The organism is Staphylococcus sp. NRL 16/872, from assembly GCF_022815905.2.
Classification (GTDB): domain Bacteria; phylum Bacillota; class Bacilli; order Staphylococcales; family Staphylococcaceae; genus Staphylococcus.
Genome location: NZ_CP119327.1, coordinates 2339942 through 2356044 on the forward strand (window position 1 = coordinate 2339942; position 16103 = coordinate 2356044).

Genomic DNA, 16103 nt, shown 5'->3' on the forward strand with positions numbered 1-16103 from the left:
GTTCCACCCTACAAGGATGATTCGAGATGAGAAGAGCTTGATATAAGCGTTCCCTCAGCTCAGTGCGCCACTGTAAATTTGCATTGTAGCTTTAAAATATTATCTTTTATCCTAGATTCTAAAAACCATCCGACAAATTATCCTTCATCTCTGCCAGAATTCACGGCTGACACTCGAAGAACCAGTACTATGTTGAACTTAAGTGGTTCTAAAGTAAATTACGAATGACGTTGCGCGCGGGGCCCCAGCACAAAGACTTTCGCAAAGAAAGTCTACAAACAAAGCAAGCTGGGCGACAGTTTGGGAGATAGGGTTATTGAGGAACGTAAGTGTTCATACACTTACGTAAGTAGTTCTAAGGTAGATTACGAAGTGTAGTTGTGAAGACTCTTAGGTGATCAATATATAAAATGAACCTAAGTGCGAGTGCACTTAGGTAAGAAATTCTAAAGATGAACTACGAGTGTTGTTGCGCGACTCTTGGCGGAAAAGAAAGAGCCTCAAGACTACAGGCTTGAGCCTTTCCCGCAAGAAAGCGTCGCAACAAAAATGAGTAAATGTTCATCTAAGAATTTCTTTACAACCCAGCCCATGAGAATAAAAAAACTGCCCACAAAGTCAGAGACTTTGTCGACAGTTTGAAACGAATTATTCTTCGTCTTTATTTTCTTCTTTTTCTTCTTCGCTATCTTCGCCAGCAACTTCTGGTTCTTCAGTTGCAGCTTCACCTTCCATAGCTTCGATTTCCTCTTCACTTGGTTCGTCAGTTGGAGGTACTACTGTTACTACAGATTCTTCAGGATCATTTTCGATAGTGAAGTCACCAGAAACTTTAATATCAGCAACTGAGTAGCTATCATTGATTTGTAATTCAGTGATGTCTACTTCGATTGCTTCAGGAATGTTTTCTGGAGTAGCTGTAACTTCTAAGTCGAATAATGGTTGTTCAACTACGCCACCTTCTTTAGCGCCAGCAGCTTCACCAACTAAGTGAACTGGTACTTCAACAGTACGTTCTTCAGTCATGTTGATTGCTAAGAAGTCGATGTGTGTAATTTGGTTTTTAAGTGGATCAAATTGATAATCTGATACCATTACTTTAATTGTTTTAGAACCTACGCCTAAATCAATTACACCGTTACGTCCAACTTCACGAATCACTTTGATGAATTCAACTTCATCAACTTTAACTGAAGTATTTTTAGTACCATAACCATAAACTACTGCAGGTACTTTACCTGTGTTACGTAATTTTTTAAGGTCAGAACGAGTTTGTTTACCTTGACGGATGATTGACTTTAATGAAGCCATTCGTATTTCCACCTTTCATATTAAAGTTTTGACACGTATTATTATCTGACAACACCTGTCAACATGCGATGTTCTCATATATTAATGAAATGTCTAAACTTATCCTCACTTACCCATCAACTTAATAGTTGCTTGCAAGTGTTTATTAGTTCGTAAAACCACGAACGAATGTATTATACACGGTTGGAAACGAGAAGTCAAACGCATTTGTAAATTTTAGTCAAATAATACACTCACTGATTCTCTTTCGTATACGCGAATAATCGCTTGTGCTAATAATCCAGCTACAGATAGTTCTTTTGTATTCGCTGGTTTGCGACTATCGTCAAGTAAGATTGAGTTAGTCACAATTAATTCTTTAATTGCTGAATTTTCGATACGCTCTTTAGCAGGACCTGATAAAACAGGGTGTGTACAACATGCATAAACTTCTTTAGCACCTTTGTCTTTAAGTGCTTGTGCAGCTAATGTGATTGTACCTGCTGTATCAATAATGTCGTCAATAATAATTGCTGTACGACCTTGAATATCACCAACAATATTCATGACTTCAGCTACGTTTGGTTTTGGACGACGTTTATCAATAATCGCAATCGGAGTTTTTAAAATGTCAGCTAATTTACGCGCACGTGTTACACCGCCATGGTCAGGTGAAACAACTACGCATTCTTCTGGGTCAATGTTAGGGTCATTTTCAAAATGTTGACCAATGATTGGTACGCCCATTAAGTGGTCGATAGGAATATCAAAGAATCCTTGAATTTGAGGTGCATGTAAATCTAATGCGATCATACGGTTTGCACCAGCTGTTTCAATTAAATTAGCTACTAATTTCGCAGTAATAGGTTCACGGCTACGTGCTTTTCTATCTTGGCGCGCATAACCATAATAAGGAACTACAATATTAATATTCGCCGCAGATGCACGTTTACAAGCATCAATCATAATTAATAATTCCATTAGGTGTAAATTAACAGGATAAGAAGTTGGTTGAATAATGAAGACATCACAACCACGAATACTTTCTTCAATATTAATTTGAATTTCACCATCACTGAAGCGTTTTACAGAACATTTACCTAATTCAATCCCTACTCGATCAGCAACTTCTTGTGCTAACGGTTCATTCCCTTTTAAAGAGAAAATCTTTAAAGATGAATTTTTGTATTCATTATTTAACATTTATAGTCCTCCAATTTTTTACTTAGACACTCTTATTATATAAAAAATCAACAACTTTTACTATGTTCAACAAAAAAACTAAAAAAAGAAGTTCTTTATATTATCAAAAAACTATTTTTTAATATAACATTCTTTAGTGACTTGACGTGCGCGAGCAAGTGCTAAGCTATCTTGTGGAATATCATCTGTAATGGTAGAACCAGCTGCAATTAAAGAACCATCGCCGACAGTTACTGGTGCTACTAAGTTTGTATTACATCCAATAAATGCATCTTTACCAACAATTGTTTTAAATTTATTAACGCCATCATAGTTAACAGTAATTGAACCACAACCAATGTTTGTACGTTCACCAATTTCAGCGTCTCCAATATAACTTAAGTGAGAAACTTTCGCGCCATCTTTAAGTTCTGCTTTTTTCACTTCTACGAAATTACCAACTTTAACTTCATTGCCTAAATTTGAGCCTGGACGTAGTTGAGCAAATGGCCCTACTTTTGTTTTATCGCCAACCATTGAGTCATTAATTACAGATTGTTTAATATCCACATGTGAACCAATCTGACTATTATTAATTTCTGAGTATTGACCAATCACTGTTTCTTCACCAATTTTAGTTGTACCATTGATGCGAACACCAGGTTCAATAATTGTATCTATACCAATTTCAACATCTGGGCCAATAAATGTAGTCGTAGGGTCGATAATCGTTACACCATTTCTCATATGTTGAATGTTAATGCGTTGTTGTAAAGCTTTTTCAGCATTACTTAGCATCACACGATCATTGACACCCATAATTTCGTTGAAATCATCCGTATGATAAACTTCTGCGATACCTTTATCCTCTAGAATTAAGGCAATCACATCTGGCAAGTAGTATTCACCTTGCGCATTGTCATTTTTAACTTGAGCCAGTTTTTCAAATAAAACTTTATTATCAAATGCAAAAATACCTGAACTAATTTCAGTTAAACGTTTCTCTTCTTCTGTCGCATCTTTTTCTTCTACGATACGACTAAGTTGATTATTATTATCACGGACAATACGGCCATAACCAAACGGGATTTGAGCTGTTGCAGATAATACCGTTGCCTGTGCCTCAGATTGTTCATGATGTTCAATTAATTTATTTAATGTGTCAGCTGTAATTAGAGGTGTATCCCCACATACAACTAAAGTTGTGCCTTCTTTATTTTCTAAATGTTCTTGTGCCATTTTAACGGCATGTGCAGTTCCTAGTTGTTCTTCTTGATAACTATATAACGATTGATCACCTAATGTCTCTTTTACTTGTTCTGCGCCATGACCTACAATCGTCACAAGGTTATCCACGCCTGAACGTTTTACGTTTGTTAGTACATGTTCAATCATTGATTTACCAGCAACTTTATGTAGTACTTTATATTGTTTTGATTTCATTCTTGTACCTTTTCCAGCTGCTAATATTACCGCATTTCTTTGCATGAATGGTAACCCTCCAATAAATTTTACACTTCATAATTATTATAATTTAACTGAACTTCGAGTTTCAATACATAATAAACTGTCTACATTATGCAATTGAGAAATAGAACCTCTCTTTTTCATAAAAAACAGGCTCAACAAAATATGCGCTGAACCTGTAGTTAAATCTATATATTTGATTAAGCTTCGTCTGATTCTTCTGATGAAGCATTTTTATCAGGAATCACTTCATCTGTTTCGTCATATACTTTCATAACGGCATCTTGAATCTCTTGTCTCATTTCAGAGTTAATTGGATGCGCGATATCACGGAATTCACCATCTGGTGTACGTTTACTTGGCATAGCAACGAAAAGACCTGAGTTGCCTTCAATCACGCGTAAATCATGGATTACAAACGCTTCATCGAGTGTAATTGAAACAAGTGCTTTCATTCTGCCATCTGTTTGTATTTTTCTAAGTCTTACATCTGTCACTTTCATGCAGTGAGCCCCCCTAGTATATATCTTTGTTTGTTTAGAAGCTTGACAATTTTTTAATTAAGAAAATTATAGTCCTTTAACTTTACCTACTACTTCAATTTCAACTTTAACGTCTTTTGGTAAGCGTGCAACTTCAACACAACTACGTGCTGGTTGATGTTCACTGAAATAACTTCCATAGACTTCGTTTATTTGTTGAAATTCATTCATGTCAGAAATAAAGATAGTTGCTTTTACTACAGATTCTAAATCTGAACCCGCTTCTTCAAGTACAACTGATACATTCTCAAGTACTTGTTTTGTTTGTTCTTTTACATCATCACTAACGATATTCCCTTCAGTATCTAATGGGATTTGTCCTGATGTAAATACTAAATTGTTCACAACCATTGCATGTGAATATGGTCCTAAAGCTTCCGGTGCTTTATTGGTATTAATTGTTTTCATGTTGTAAAAACTCCTTTTACGAAAATTTAGACAAACTGTTGCCAGGTTCTACTTTAAATTCCTGATTATATTCATCAACATCTGATAATTTAACTAAAGAAGTATAATCCTCAATCAATCTTTGTTTAACTTCTTTTGATTCTACAAGTACAGATACCCCTTTTACTTCAGCTTTAAACTCATTCATAAGATTCATAACCCCGTTTATTGAGCCACCTGCTCTCATAAAATCATCTACAACAAGTACATTTGAATTTTCAGCTAGCGTGCGTTTAGATAGTACCATTGTTTCAATTTTACGAGATGATCCTGAAACATAATTGATAGATACAGTAGAACCTTCTGTTACTTTATTGTCTTTTCTAATAACCACTACAGGTAAATTTAATACGTTAGCTACCGCATTGGCAAGTGATATCCCTTTTGTGGCAATCGTCACTACAGCATCTAACTTTTCATCCATATAGATACTTGCGATTAACTTACCTACTTTATTTAATAAAGTAGGGTTACCGACTAAATCAGATAAGAACAAATATCCTCCTGGTAACAAGCGCTCTTTTTCTTGTAATAAAGCAATAATTTCATCAATAATTTCTGTGGCTTCTTCTTTACTCATCATAGGTTTGTAAGTAACTCCACCACTTGCGCCCGCAGTTGTAATTACAGTTCCTAATTTCTCTTTTTGGAATGTGTTTTTTATAATTTGAACGTCTTCACTAATTGAGGACTTTGCTTGTTTAAATTTTTTCACGAAAAATGTTAAAGGTATTAATTGATTTGGATGATTCATTAAATATTGTGTCATAAAGACGATGCGTTCGCTTCTTTTATACCTCATAAGTCCAACCCTTCTATCCTAATAATCTAACTAAATATACTTCGTTACAACAGCCATTGACTGCATTATAAATTTTCTTCGCTTGACTCTCTTTTTGTGCAAGACCATAAACTGTAGGTCCACTTCCACTCATAAGTGCACCATCTGCACCACATTGCAACATATTATTTTTAATCTTTTCAATTTCAGGATGCAACGACATGGAAACTGGTTCTAAACGATTTGATAAACTTTGGCACAATCTATGATAATCGCCCTCGTTAATCGCTTCTTTACACATCTTCGTATGTACATGATGCGCATAATTTAAATTAAGCGCTTTAAATATATCTGGCGAAGATATTCCTAAATTCGGTTTAGCTAATACCACCCATGCGGACGGTGGCTTATTTAAAAACGTAACCTTTTCCCCTCTACCGGTACATATAGCAGTTTTACTATATATACAAAAAGGAATATCTGTACCAATTTGTATGCCTAATTTACTTAATTCATCTAAAGGCCTATTAAGGCCATATAAACGATTCATACCTCGCATTGTAGCCGCAGCATCGGCAGAACCGCCAGCTAATCCAGCTGACACTGGAATATCTTTATCAATCGTAATGGTCACACCATGATTTAATTCATAGGTCTCCATCATCAATTTTGCAGCACGATAAGCAAGATTTTTATGATCATTTGGAACGTAATTATGCTCTATGTCTACAACAATGTTTTTATCATTTCTTTTTTGAAAAGAAAGGCGATCATTTAAATCTACAGTTGTCATGACCATTGCAATTTCATGATATCCATCATCTCTTTTGAAAAGTGTATCGAGCGTCAAATTTATCTTGGCAGGTGCCGTTTCATATATCATTTTCCCGCCCTCTCTTCATCAATAGTAATAAGATGATTTTAACATAAAGACTTAAAATATTTGATAGATACACCGTAAATTTATGTAAAATCTTAATGAAAGCTATTTTAAATTCTCTTAATATCCGTTTTCTACGAAAAATAGCGAAATTAATATAAATAATATGTAAAATTTTATGTAAAAATAGTCCTTTAAAATATTTATTTGTTTATCTATTAAAAAGTGACCATAATGAAAAAGAGCATTGAACTCAATTTAAGCTCAATACTCAATCATTTTTATTATAGAGTTTGCATAACACCGAACTACTCTATATTTATATGTTCAAATTAGTGTGCAACTACTTCTTGATGATTATCCTCTTCAAATGAAACTTGTACGTTCTCTGTAAGAACATCCGTATATGTATACGAAACTCTTTCAAAATTATGCTTATCTTGGTCTAATTCAACAATGAATACTGAAGGATATGTTTCTTTTAACACACCACAACGTTCAATTGTTTTTTTACGACCACCATTGGCTTTTAGTACAATACGATTTCCTAAATGACAATCAATAGAATTTTTGATGTCCAAAATTGATTTTGGCATATTGCTCCACCTCGCTACAAGTTACATAATATCATAATTTCAGAGGATTTGTCAAATAAAATTTAAATTTTATCAATGTGGGAGCGCTTTGTCAACAATTTAATTTTCTAATTCTGGGAAATTTTTCTTTTCTTCATACAAACGTGCAAAATCTTGTATCGAAAGCGTTTCACCACGTCTTTTAGGATCAATCTCGGCTTGTTCAAGCCATTTTAAAATACTTTCTTTTAAATGTTTGCCGTCTTTAAAGAAGTTCTGATAGTTATTGTTTATTGTTTTACGTCGCTGTGCAAACGCGGCTTTAGCAAGTTTAAAGAACGCTTGTTCATCGTCCACCTCAACGAGCGGCGTTTTTCGTTGCATCAATTTCACCACGATAGAATCCACGTTTGGTGGTGGCATAAAGACAGATTTCGGCACAGTTAATACTTTGCTTGTCTCTGTATAATATTGAGTGACGATAGATAAAGAGCCATACGCTTTTGTGCCTACTTCAGCGTTTAAACGTTCACCTACTTCTTTTTGCATCATTACAACGTAGCCATCGATAGGAATGTCTTGTTGCATTAAATTCAGCAAGATAGGTGTAGTAATATAATATGGCAAATTAGCTACTACCATGATTTTGTCACAGTCATTTAAATGTGTTTCTACTGCTTTAGCTATATCCGCTTTTAATATATCTTCGTTAATGATGGTTACATTGTCATATGGCGCAAGTGTATCTTTAAGCACAGGGATTAAACGTTGATCGATTTCAAACGACATTACTTTTTTGGCATGTTTAGCCAATTGTTCAGTTAACGAACCCATACCTGGCCCTACTTCAATAACGCCAGTTGTGTTATCAATTTGACTTGCCTCAATAATTTTATGAATGATATTTACATCTATTAAAAAGTTTTGACCTAAACTTTTTTTGAAATTGAAACCATATTGATTTAATAATTCTTTCGTTCGAGAAGGCGTTGCGATATCTTTTCTTTCCACCTTTTATTCACTCTCCTTATCCATTGATAAAGCTTCACGTACATCCCTTTCAGTATAGCCGAATGCATTAAGTTTTTTTAGTAATTGTTTGCCATTTGAATGTCCAATATGCAGTTTTTGACCTAATATTTCTCTTTTATGTCTAGCATCTTTGCCTATAATCAACCCTAAATCGATGAGCACACTTTTATCGATTGATTCTTCTGCCTCTTCAAAGGGCGAACTGACATGCATGAGCGCTTCTCTAATATCTTCTGGATGTGCATGCTCTATGCCAATCTTACCTCGTTTATTTTTAGCTTTTTCACGGTCAATATACGCATGTTTGACGCCGGTAACGTGTTCAGTGATCGTATTTCTAATTTTATCTCCCGGAAAATCAGGGTCCGTTAACACAATCACACCTCGCGTTTCTTGGGCATTTTGAATAACAGCTAGTGTTTCCTTATTAATTGCGCTCCCATTCGTTTCAATAGTGTCACATTCTACTGCTGACTTAACACGTTCCGTATCGTCTCTACCTTCTACTACGATAAATTCATTTATCTTCATAATTGATTATCATTACCTTTCAACCTATTTCGTTCTTATTTTAACTTTTCAAAAATAAAAAATGAGAAAGATGCTGGCATTTATATCGTGATTTCCTCATAAATGATACCACGACATCACTTGTTCAACATCTTTCTCACAGCAATTTATTGATTTAAATTAAATAATCGTTCCGCATTCTCAGTCGTTTGACGGCATACTTCTTCGTATGTCATATCACGTAAGTCAGCGATTTGTTGAGCAACGAGTGTTACTCTTTCAGGTTCATTACGTTTACCTCTATAAGGATGTGGCGATAAATAAGGCGCATCTGTTTCTACAAGCAATCTATCCATCGGCACATGCTTAGCTACTTCTTTCGGTTGCTTAGCATTTTTAAATGTCACAGGACCACCTAAAGAGACGTAGAAATTCAATTTATTAATGACTACATCTGCAATTTCAGGAGAACCACTAAAGCTGTGCATGATGCCACCAACTTCTTCAGCATGTTCTTCCATTAAAATATCTACACAGTCTTGTGTCGCTTCACGATTATGGATAATAATAGGTAATTTCACTCTTTTAGCAAGTGCAATTTGTTTTCTAAATACTTCTTTTTGAACATCGGCAGGCGATTTATCCCAATGGTAATCAAGACCCATTTCGCCAATACCAATAATCTTAGGATGCTGTGCTAATTGTTCAATCCACTCAAGGCGTTCTTCAGTGAAGTCAATTGCATCAACTGGATGCCAACCGATAATACCATAAATAAAGTCATATTTATCGATTAATTCCATCGCACGTTCAATCGTAGGCGTATCAAATCCAACCACAAACATGCGATCTACACCTGCTTCTCTAGCGCGAGAAATCACTTCTTCTAAATCTTCATTATATTGCTCATCATTTAAGTGAACATGTGTATCGATTAACATTCTATCTCTCCTAACGTTCAAGGTCGAGACAAAAGACATCATCTTTGTGACTCAACCTCTTTATATTTTATCGACAATCTAGTTTTATTTTACAATTGCGCCATTTGGAATCGCACTTGGTAAGCTTACTAAAGTTAAGACACCATCTTTTTCAGCAGATAAGATCATGCCTTCAGATTTTTGGCCCATTAATTTAGCTGGTTTCAAGTTAGTAACGACTGCTACTTTTTTACCAACGATATCTTCTGGACGGTAGAATTTAGCAATACCAGAAACGATTTGACGTTGTTCATTACCTAAATCAATTTGAATTTTTAATAATTTATCAGATTTAGGAACATTGTCCGCTTCAATAATCGTTGCTGCTTTAATTTCAACTTTATCGAAGTCTTTAATATCGATTTGTGCTTTACTTGGTACTGCTTCTTCAGTTGCTGCTGGTTGATCTGGTTGCATAGATTCTTTAATGTATGCAATTTCAGCTTCAGTATCTAATCTTGGGAAGATCGGCGTTGGTTTTTCAGTAACCATAATTGGTTGTTTCAACGCACCATAGCTTTCAAGGCTTGCTAATTCGAATAATTCAGGATCATTAATATTTAATTGTTTAAAGATTTCTCTAGGTGCATTTGTTAAGAATGGACGTAATAACACAGCTGCGAAACGAATATTCTCAACTAAATGCGCCATTACATTACCAAGCATCTCTTTTTGGCTGTCATCTTTAGCTAATACCCATGGTGTTGTTTCATCAATGTATTTATTTGTACGGCTGATGAATTTCCAAACAGTTGATAAAGCAACTGAGAATTGGAAACTTTCCATGTTCTCATTAAAGTTCTTCACTGTTTCAAGCGCAAGTGCTTCCATATCTTCATCTAATTCATGTTTTGGACCTTCATAAGCTGGAAGTTCACCTTGGAAGTATTTATTAATCATAGAAATCGTACGGTTCACTAAGTTACCTAAGTCATTCGCTAAATCATAGTTTGTACGTTCTACAAAGGCTTCCGGAGTGAACACACCGTCTGAACCGAATGGTAATTCACGCATTAAATAGTAACGTGTAGCGTCTAAACCATAACGATCAATTAATACATTAGGATCTACTACGTTACCTTTTGATTTACTCATTTTCCCGTCTTTCATTAAAATCCAACCATGCGCAAAGACTTTCTTAGGAAGTGGTAAATCTAAAGCCATTAATAAGATTGGCCAAATAATAGAGTGGAAACGTACAATTTCTTTCGCCATTAAGTGCACATCTGCTGGCCAATATTTTTGGAATAATTCATCATCATCTGATAAATATCCTAATGCTGAAATGTAGTTAACTAACGCATCAATCCATACATAAACGACATGTTTAGGGTTTGAAGGTACACGAACACCCCAGTCAAATGATGTACGTGATACTGCTAAATCTTCTAAACCTGGTTTAATGAAGTTGTTAATCATTTCATTCTTTCTTGAAGGTGGTTGAATGAACTCTGGATTTGCATCGTAAAACTCTAATAAACGATCTGTATATTTGTTAATATTAAAGAAATAACTTTCCTCTTTAACTAATTCCACTTCATGACCTGAGTCAGGGCTTTTACCGCCGACAATTTGGCCGTCTTCATAAACAGGGTCTACAAGTTGTGACTCAGTGTAATATGTTTCATCAGGAACTGAATACCAACCTTCATATTCACCAAGATAAATATCACCTTGTTTTAATAATCGTTCGAATACTTTTTCAACCACTTGTTTATGGCGTTCTTCAGTTGTTCTAATAAAATCGTCATTAGAAATTTCTAATTTGTTCCATAAACTTTTAATGCCGTTAATCATTTCATCTAGATATTCTAATTCCGTTTTACCCGCTTTTTGCGCTTTTTCTTGAATTTTTTGACCATGTTCATCCGTACCTGTTAAATAACGCACGTCGTAACCTTGCATACGTTTGTAACGCGCAATTACGTCACCTGCAACCGTTGAATATGCGTGGCCAATATGTAAATTACCACTAGGATAATAAATAGGGGTTGTAATATAAAATGTTTCTTTCGCCATCAATGGTCCTCCTCTTCCTATATAACATTATATTTAATGTCATGTAAGCCCACTTTAAAGACTTATAAGTTAATGTTTTTCGTTACATTTTAATTATAACTCATATAAGAAATTTATTGTCGTATCTTATTAACATTACCACAAATTGATTATTTTATGGAATATTTCCAGCCATTTTGAAGGTCTATTTTTTGAAAATGACTGTCCCTATTGCCTCGACTTTTATTCCACAAAGTTATTTAATTTCATGATAAATGTCATACACTTCACCCGTCTTCATATGACGGTCTTCAGCTACTAACTTAATTGCTTTTTTAGGTTTCAAATTCTGTTCGGCAATATAATGATCTACATGTTCCTCAATAGATAATGCCTCAAACCACTGTTCAGTTTCGAGTGGCTTCGCACCTTCTATGAGAATGACAAATTCACCTTTTTGTGGAATCTCTTCCTTTTGAAAAGCATCGAGTAACGTTTCCGCTTCTTGCATAACAATTTGTTCAAACTTCTTCGTTAGCTCTCGTCCTACAGCTACGTGTCTTGAAGCATCTACTTTAATAATGGCTTTTAACGTTTCTAATACTCTAAATGGTGATTCATAAATAATTAACGTGCTATCTTGATACATTCTTTCTTGTAATACTTCTATTTTTTCTTTTTCCTTACGTGGTAAAAAGCCTAAGAACGTATACGTAAATGACGGTAGACCACTAGCCATAAGTGCTGTTAACCCCGCGTTAGGACCAGGAACTGTTTCCACTGAAATATCGTGTTGATATGCTTCAACGACCAATTCATAACCCGGATCACTTATTAGCGGCAAACCCGCATCTGACACTAAAGCAATATCATTTCCTTCATTCAATAAATTAATTAAATACGTTGTTTGTTGCTCTTTATTATGTTCATGATACGATTTTAATGGTGTTTGAATATCATAATGATGACATAACTTTTTCGTTACTCTTGTATCTTCACATGCTATAAAATCTACATTTTTTAAGGTTTCTATCGCTCGAAATGTAATATCGCCTAAATTACCTATCGGCGTGCCTACTAAATATAAAGTCGCCATCTGAATTCTCCTCAATTAATTTTAATTTTTGTTGTCTTGTGAAGGTCTTTATTTCGTATTCTCTACGCATAGCTTCTGATTTCGAAGTGTACGTTTCTTGATAAACTAACTCTACCGGACGTCTTGTTTTAGTATATTTGGCCCCTTTTCCAGCATTATGAGTCGCTACACGTGCATTAACATCCTTCGCATACCCAGTATACAAACTATTATCCTTACATTTTACAATATAGACATAATGGTTATCCATAATACACTGCTCTCATTTCTTCGCTATATTCCCCATCACTATTATAGATATAAAAAGGCGGCGCAATTTCTAGGCCTGGTTTACCATTCATACGTCCTTCCACTACAATCGTCACCGCTGATTTGTTTAGTTTACTATAAACAAATACTACTTTTTTAGGCTCAATACTAGCCTTGCGCATTTCAGTTAAGACGTCCATCAGTCTATCCGCTCGATGTACCATCATTAAACGCCCACCTTGTTTTAATAAATGACGGGCAGCTAACATGCAATCTTCCAATGTACACATAATCTCATGACGGGCAATCTTATGCGCTTCCTTTTGATGTTGGTTACGCTGATTTTCTTTAAAATAAGGAGGATTACAAGTGACGAGTGTATATTGCGAAGGTTTAAAATAGTGATAGACCTCTTTTAAATCCAAATGATGCATCTTTAAACGATGCTCGAGTTGATTGTACGCATAGCTACGACGCGCCATATCTACAAGTTTCTCTTGAATCTCGACACTTTCAATCATTTGTGTACCTTTAGCAGATAATAATAAGGAAATCACGCCATTACCAGCACATAAATCTAAAATTTTGTCATTTTTCCTCACTTCAGTAAAATGCCCCAATAATAACGCATCTGTTGAAAAAGAAAACACATCATCATTTTGAATTATTTTTAAATCTTCTTTTATTAATTCATCCAATCTTTCTTGATCTCTCATCATATATTTACTCCTAAAAAAGAGATGTCTTTACAACACACTTTAAAATCAACTCGTGTTGAAATCCATCTCTGTCTATTAGAAACTGGCATAAACCTCTTTATCCAGTATTAAAATTTTTATTTGTTATTAACTATTTAACACGTTCAAACATAGTAAGCAATCTTCACCTAATCGATGCTTACCAAACAATTCACCATTACAAATGTGGAAACCTTCACTATATAAGACAGCTAAATTATCTTTACTTGGTAAGGGTTTTTTCACATTTTTAATAGAATGTTTGTCTTTTTCATCCTCTTTTGAAGATTTTGCATTATTATTTTTAGGAAAAACAGGTTTGTCCATTTCAGCATCTTGTTCGCTTTTGGCCATTAATGTTTTTAAGTTATCATTTTCAACTTGTAGCGCAACATTCTCTTCTATAAGGTCTATAGTTAATGATTTAAGCTCAGTCATATCTTGATTTAAACGTGTTACATTACTTTCAAGTTGAATTATCTTTTCAAATAAATCATTACGATTCAAACGTGACGCACCTTCCTTAATTAAAAGCTTCTAATTCTTCCATTTTATACTCTAATGGTTGTTCAAGACCTTCAATTTTAACTTGCATTGAAATATCTAATATGTTTAAACCAACTACACGACCTTGACCATCTGGCGTTTCCACTTGGTCACCGACGTCTGGCAATTGGGCTCTTGCTTCTTCATAGAAATCATTTTCATATTTAAGACAACACATCAAACGCCCACATGCTCCAGAAATCTTCGTTGGATTAAGTGATAAATTTTGGTCTTTAGCCATTTTGATAGACACTGGCTCAAAATCTCCTAGAAATGTAGAACAACATAGCGAGCGCCCACATGGACCGATTCCACCAAGTAGTTTAGCTTCATCACGTACGCCAATTTGTCTTAATTCGATACGTGTTTTTAAATTTTGCGCCAGAGCTTTTACTAATTTTCGAAAATCGATACGGTCATCTGCAGTAAAATTAAAAATCACTTTAGACTTATCAAGTGTATATTCACAATTTACTAAACGCATATCTAGTTGTTGTTCTTTTACTAATTGCTTGCATAGTGTTAATGCATCATCAGCATCTGCTTCATTACGATAATATTTTGCAATATCTTCATCAGTGACTATTCGTATAATTTCTTTTAAAGGTAATGTAACATCCCCTTCTTCCACCTCTTTCGATGGAAATTTAACATTACCAATTTCAATGCCTCGTTTAGATTCGACAACGACCCAGTCGTCTTTCTTTACATCTAAATCCTTAGGCGCATAGTATTCCAATTTCCCTGCTTTTTGAAATTGTACACCTACGATATTTGGCATTTTATCTCACACCTTTTATAACTATTTGTTCAAATACAAGCGTTGGATTAACATTTTGCATTAATTTTTTGTGCGCTTCTGTAATTTGATCATACATCAATATAATTTGATTAAATGTTAATTGCTTTGCATATGATTCAATTTCTGTTTGTAAATCCGAATAAACATAATCGTTATTCGTTTCAACTTTAGCATGCATAATATCTTCAAAAAAAGCATTCACTGCTGCTAAAGTGAGTGTTTGTAATTTCCGATTCTTCGCATTTTTTAACAAATCAATAATCCCAATTAATGCCATCGGTTGATTAGTAATCAATAATTCGCACCAATGAACAATGACTTTTCTAAGTGACATTAAATCGTGTTCTTCGTTTAAATCTTTAGCCACATCTAACTGTGTAGTATATGTACTTAGCATTTCAGCTACTGCTCGATTCATATCATGTTCAACTAATCTATCTATAAAATGTTGCTTGTCACTTGGTTTAAAATAAACGTGTTGGCAACGTGAATGAATAGTGTCTAATATCTGTTCAGGTTTCATAGACATTAGAATCGCCACTGTATTATCAGGCGGTTCCTCTAAAAATTTTAATATACTATTTTCACCTTGAACAGTTAACTTTTCAAAATCTTCTATTATATAAACTTTATGCGTACCTTCAATTGGAAGTTGATTCATACGATGCACAAGCTGTTCAATTTGTTCTTTCTTAATCGCATTTTCTTCTGAAGCTACATACATAAAATCCGGTTGATTGTAATTCTCTACTCTCAACTCACATTGTTGGTCTCCATTACAAAGAATAAGTTTTGCAAATTCCATAGCTACGTAACGCATTGACTCCGCATCATCACCTTCGAATAAATACGCATGAGACAGTTTATTCGAACGATACGCATTAGCTAATCTATGTAGTTCATCCATTTTGCCTACTCCTTATTCATTTTACTTATATAAAAAGGCTGCCTATCACAGCAGCCGAATATTGTATCATCATCTAAGGTGT

Annotated in this window: 18 protein-coding genes; all 18 read right to left on the minus strand. The window is 34.6% G+C overall.

Annotated elements, in window-relative coordinates; all coding sequences use genetic code 11:
- Positions 1–648 precede the first annotated feature (648 nt).
- The 18 genes from MT340_RS11610 to MT340_RS11695 all read right to left on the minus strand — a co-directional run bounded on the left by MT340_RS11610 (position 649) and on the right by MT340_RS11695 (position 16021).
- Entirely contained in the window at positions 649–1311 is a 663-nt protein-coding gene (locus MT340_RS11610) for a 50S ribosomal protein L25/general stress protein Ctc (protein ID WP_243590080.1), read from the minus strand.
- 216 nt (positions 1312–1527) lie between these two features.
- The gene (locus MT340_RS11615) at positions 1528–2493 is read right to left on the minus strand and encodes a ribose-phosphate diphosphokinase (protein ID WP_103298615.1); all 966 of its coding nucleotides are present in this window, start codon (positions 2491–2493) and stop codon (positions 1528–1530) included.
- Positions 2494–2604: 111 nt separating this feature from the next.
- Complete coding sequence (gene glmU, locus MT340_RS11620; protein WP_243603881.1) at positions 2605–3960, minus strand: bifunctional UDP-N-acetylglucosamine diphosphorylase/glucosamine-1-phosphate N-acetyltransferase GlmU; 1356 nt, start codon at positions 3958–3960, stop codon at positions 2605–2607.
- Between the two features lie 179 nt (positions 3961–4139).
- The gene (spoVG, locus tag MT340_RS11625; protein ID WP_243590082.1) at positions 4140–4442 is read right to left on the minus strand and encodes a septation regulator SpoVG; all 303 of its coding nucleotides are present in this window, start codon (positions 4440–4442) and stop codon (positions 4140–4142) included.
- A gap of 66 nt (positions 4443–4508) precedes the next feature.
- A complete protein-coding gene (locus tag MT340_RS11630; RefSeq protein ID WP_243590083.1) occupies positions 4509–4889 on the minus strand; it encodes a RidA family protein in 381 nt (126 codons plus the stop codon).
- A 16-nt stretch (positions 4890–4905) separates the two neighbouring features.
- Complete coding sequence (gene purR, locus MT340_RS11635) at positions 4906–5730, minus strand: pur operon repressor (protein WP_243590084.1); 825 nt, start codon at positions 5728–5730, stop codon at positions 4906–4908.
- A gap of 13 nt (positions 5731–5743) precedes the next feature.
- The gene (gene ispE / locus MT340_RS11640; protein ID WP_243590085.1) at positions 5744–6592 is read right to left on the minus strand and encodes a 4-(cytidine 5'-diphospho)-2-C-methyl-D-erythritol kinase; all 849 of its coding nucleotides are present in this window, start codon (positions 6590–6592) and stop codon (positions 5744–5746) included.
- Between the two features lie 329 nt (positions 6593–6921).
- Positions 6922–7185, minus strand: coding sequence for a biofilm formation stimulator Veg (veg, locus tag MT340_RS11645; protein ID WP_002449940.1), 264 nt, complete (start codon positions 7183–7185; stop codon positions 6922–6924).
- Between the two features lie 99 nt (positions 7186–7284).
- Positions 7285–8175 carry a 16S rRNA (adenine(1518)-N(6)/adenine(1519)-N(6))-dimethyltransferase RsmA gene (gene rsmA / locus MT340_RS11650; RefSeq protein WP_243590086.1) on the minus strand — a complete coding sequence of 297 codons (891 nt, stop codon included), beginning with the start codon at positions 8173–8175 and terminating at the stop codon, positions 7285–7287.
- Positions 8176–8178: 3 nt separating this feature from the next.
- Positions 8179–8727, minus strand: coding sequence for a ribonuclease M5 (gene rnmV / locus MT340_RS11655; RefSeq protein WP_243590087.1), 549 nt, complete (start codon positions 8725–8727; stop codon positions 8179–8181).
- 146 nt (positions 8728–8873) lie between these two features.
- Positions 8874–9647, minus strand: a complete 774-nt coding sequence (locus tag MT340_RS11660) for a TatD family hydrolase (RefSeq protein ID WP_243590088.1) — start codon at positions 9645–9647, stop codon at positions 8874–8876.
- 84 nt (positions 9648–9731) lie between these two features.
- Positions 9732–11705 carry a methionine--tRNA ligase gene (metG, locus tag MT340_RS11665; RefSeq protein ID WP_243590089.1) on the minus strand — a complete coding sequence of 658 codons (1974 nt, stop codon included), beginning with the start codon at positions 11703–11705 and terminating at the stop codon, positions 9732–9734.
- Between the two features lie 235 nt (positions 11706–11940).
- Positions 11941–12780, minus strand: a complete 840-nt coding sequence (gene rsmI / locus MT340_RS11670; protein ID WP_243590090.1) for a 16S rRNA (cytidine(1402)-2'-O)-methyltransferase — start codon at positions 12778–12780, stop codon at positions 11941–11943.
- Complete coding sequence (locus tag MT340_RS11675; RefSeq protein WP_243590091.1) at positions 12743–13030, minus strand: GIY-YIG nuclease family protein; 288 nt, start codon at positions 13028–13030, stop codon at positions 12743–12745. The genes rsmI and MT340_RS11675 overlap by 38 nt, the downstream gene beginning before the upstream one ends.
- A complete protein-coding gene (locus MT340_RS11680; RefSeq protein ID WP_243590092.1) occupies positions 13023–13748 on the minus strand; it encodes a tRNA1(Val) (adenine(37)-N6)-methyltransferase in 726 nt (241 codons plus the stop codon). Before MT340_RS11680 ends, MT340_RS11675 begins: the two co-directional genes overlap by 8 nt.
- Positions 13749–13874: 126 nt before the next feature.
- Positions 13875–14273 (minus strand): DNA replication initiation control protein YabA, encoded by a 399-nt coding sequence (yabA, locus tag MT340_RS11685; protein WP_243590093.1) that lies wholly within the window; start codon positions 14271–14273, stop codon positions 13875–13877.
- Between the two features lie 16 nt (positions 14274–14289).
- A complete protein-coding gene (locus MT340_RS11690; RefSeq protein WP_243590094.1) occupies positions 14290–15093 on the minus strand; it encodes a PSP1 domain-containing protein in 804 nt (267 codons plus the stop codon).
- A 1-nt stretch (position 15094) separates the two neighbouring features.
- Complete coding sequence (locus MT340_RS11695) at positions 15095–16021, minus strand: DNA polymerase III subunit delta' C-terminal domain-containing protein (RefSeq protein WP_243603882.1); 927 nt, start codon at positions 16019–16021, stop codon at positions 15095–15097.
- Positions 16022–16103 lie beyond the last annotated feature (82 nt).

What these genes read in the sequence shown, in the direction of transcription:
- MT340_RS11690 (WP_243590094.1), bottom strand. Translation starts at nt 15,093, where the DNA reads ATGCCAAATATCGTAGGTGTACAATTTCAAAAAGCAGGGAAATTGGAA.
- glmU (WP_243603881.1), bottom strand. Translation starts at nt 3,960, where the DNA reads ATGCAAAGAAATGCGGTAATATTAGCAGCTGGAAAAGGTACAAGAATG.
- rnmV (WP_243590087.1), bottom strand. Translation starts at nt 8,727, where the DNA reads ATGAAGATAAATGAATTTATCGTAGTAGAAGGTAGAGACGATACGGAA.
- MT340_RS11675 (WP_243590091.1), bottom strand. Translation starts at nt 13,030, where the DNA reads ATGGATAACCATTATGTCTATATTGTAAAATGTAAGGATAATAGTTTG.
- MT340_RS11680 (WP_243590092.1), bottom strand. Translation starts at nt 13,748, where the DNA reads ATGATGAGAGATCAAGAAAGATTGGATGAATTAATAAAAGAAGATTTA.
- MT340_RS11615 (WP_103298615.1), bottom strand. Translation starts at nt 2,493, where the DNA reads ATGTTAAATAATGAATACAAAAATTCATCTTTAAAGATTTTCTCTTTA.
- ispE (WP_243590085.1), bottom strand. Translation starts at nt 6,592, where the DNA reads ATGATATATGAAACGGCACCTGCCAAGATAAATTTGACGCTCGATACA.
- metG (WP_243590089.1), bottom strand. Translation starts at nt 11,705, where the DNA reads ATGGCGAAAGAAACATTTTATATTACAACCCCTATTTATTATCCTAGT.
- veg (WP_002449940.1), bottom strand. Translation starts at nt 7,185, where the DNA reads ATGCCAAAATCAATTTTGGACATCAAAAATTCTATTGATTGTCATTTA.
- MT340_RS11630 (WP_243590083.1), bottom strand. Translation starts at nt 4,889, where the DNA reads ATGAAAACAATTAATACCAATAAAGCACCGGAAGCTTTAGGACCATAT.
- rsmI (WP_243590090.1), bottom strand. Translation starts at nt 12,780, where the DNA reads ATGGCGACTTTATATTTAGTAGGCACGCCGATAGGTAATTTAGGCGAT.
- MT340_RS11610 (WP_243590080.1), bottom strand. Translation starts at nt 1,311, where the DNA reads ATGGCTTCATTAAAGTCAATCATCCGTCAAGGTAAACAAACTCGTTCT.
- MT340_RS11660 (WP_243590088.1), bottom strand. Translation starts at nt 9,647, where the DNA reads ATGTTAATCGATACACATGTTCACTTAAATGATGAGCAATATAATGAA.
- spoVG (WP_243590082.1), bottom strand. Translation starts at nt 4,442, where the DNA reads ATGAAAGTGACAGATGTAAGACTTAGAAAAATACAAACAGATGGCAGA.
- MT340_RS11695 (WP_243603882.1), bottom strand. Translation starts at nt 16,021, where the DNA reads ATGGATGAACTACATAGATTAGCTAATGCGTATCGTTCGAATAAACTG.
- purR (WP_243590084.1), bottom strand. Translation starts at nt 5,730, where the DNA reads ATGAGGTATAAAAGAAGCGAACGCATCGTCTTTATGACACAATATTTA.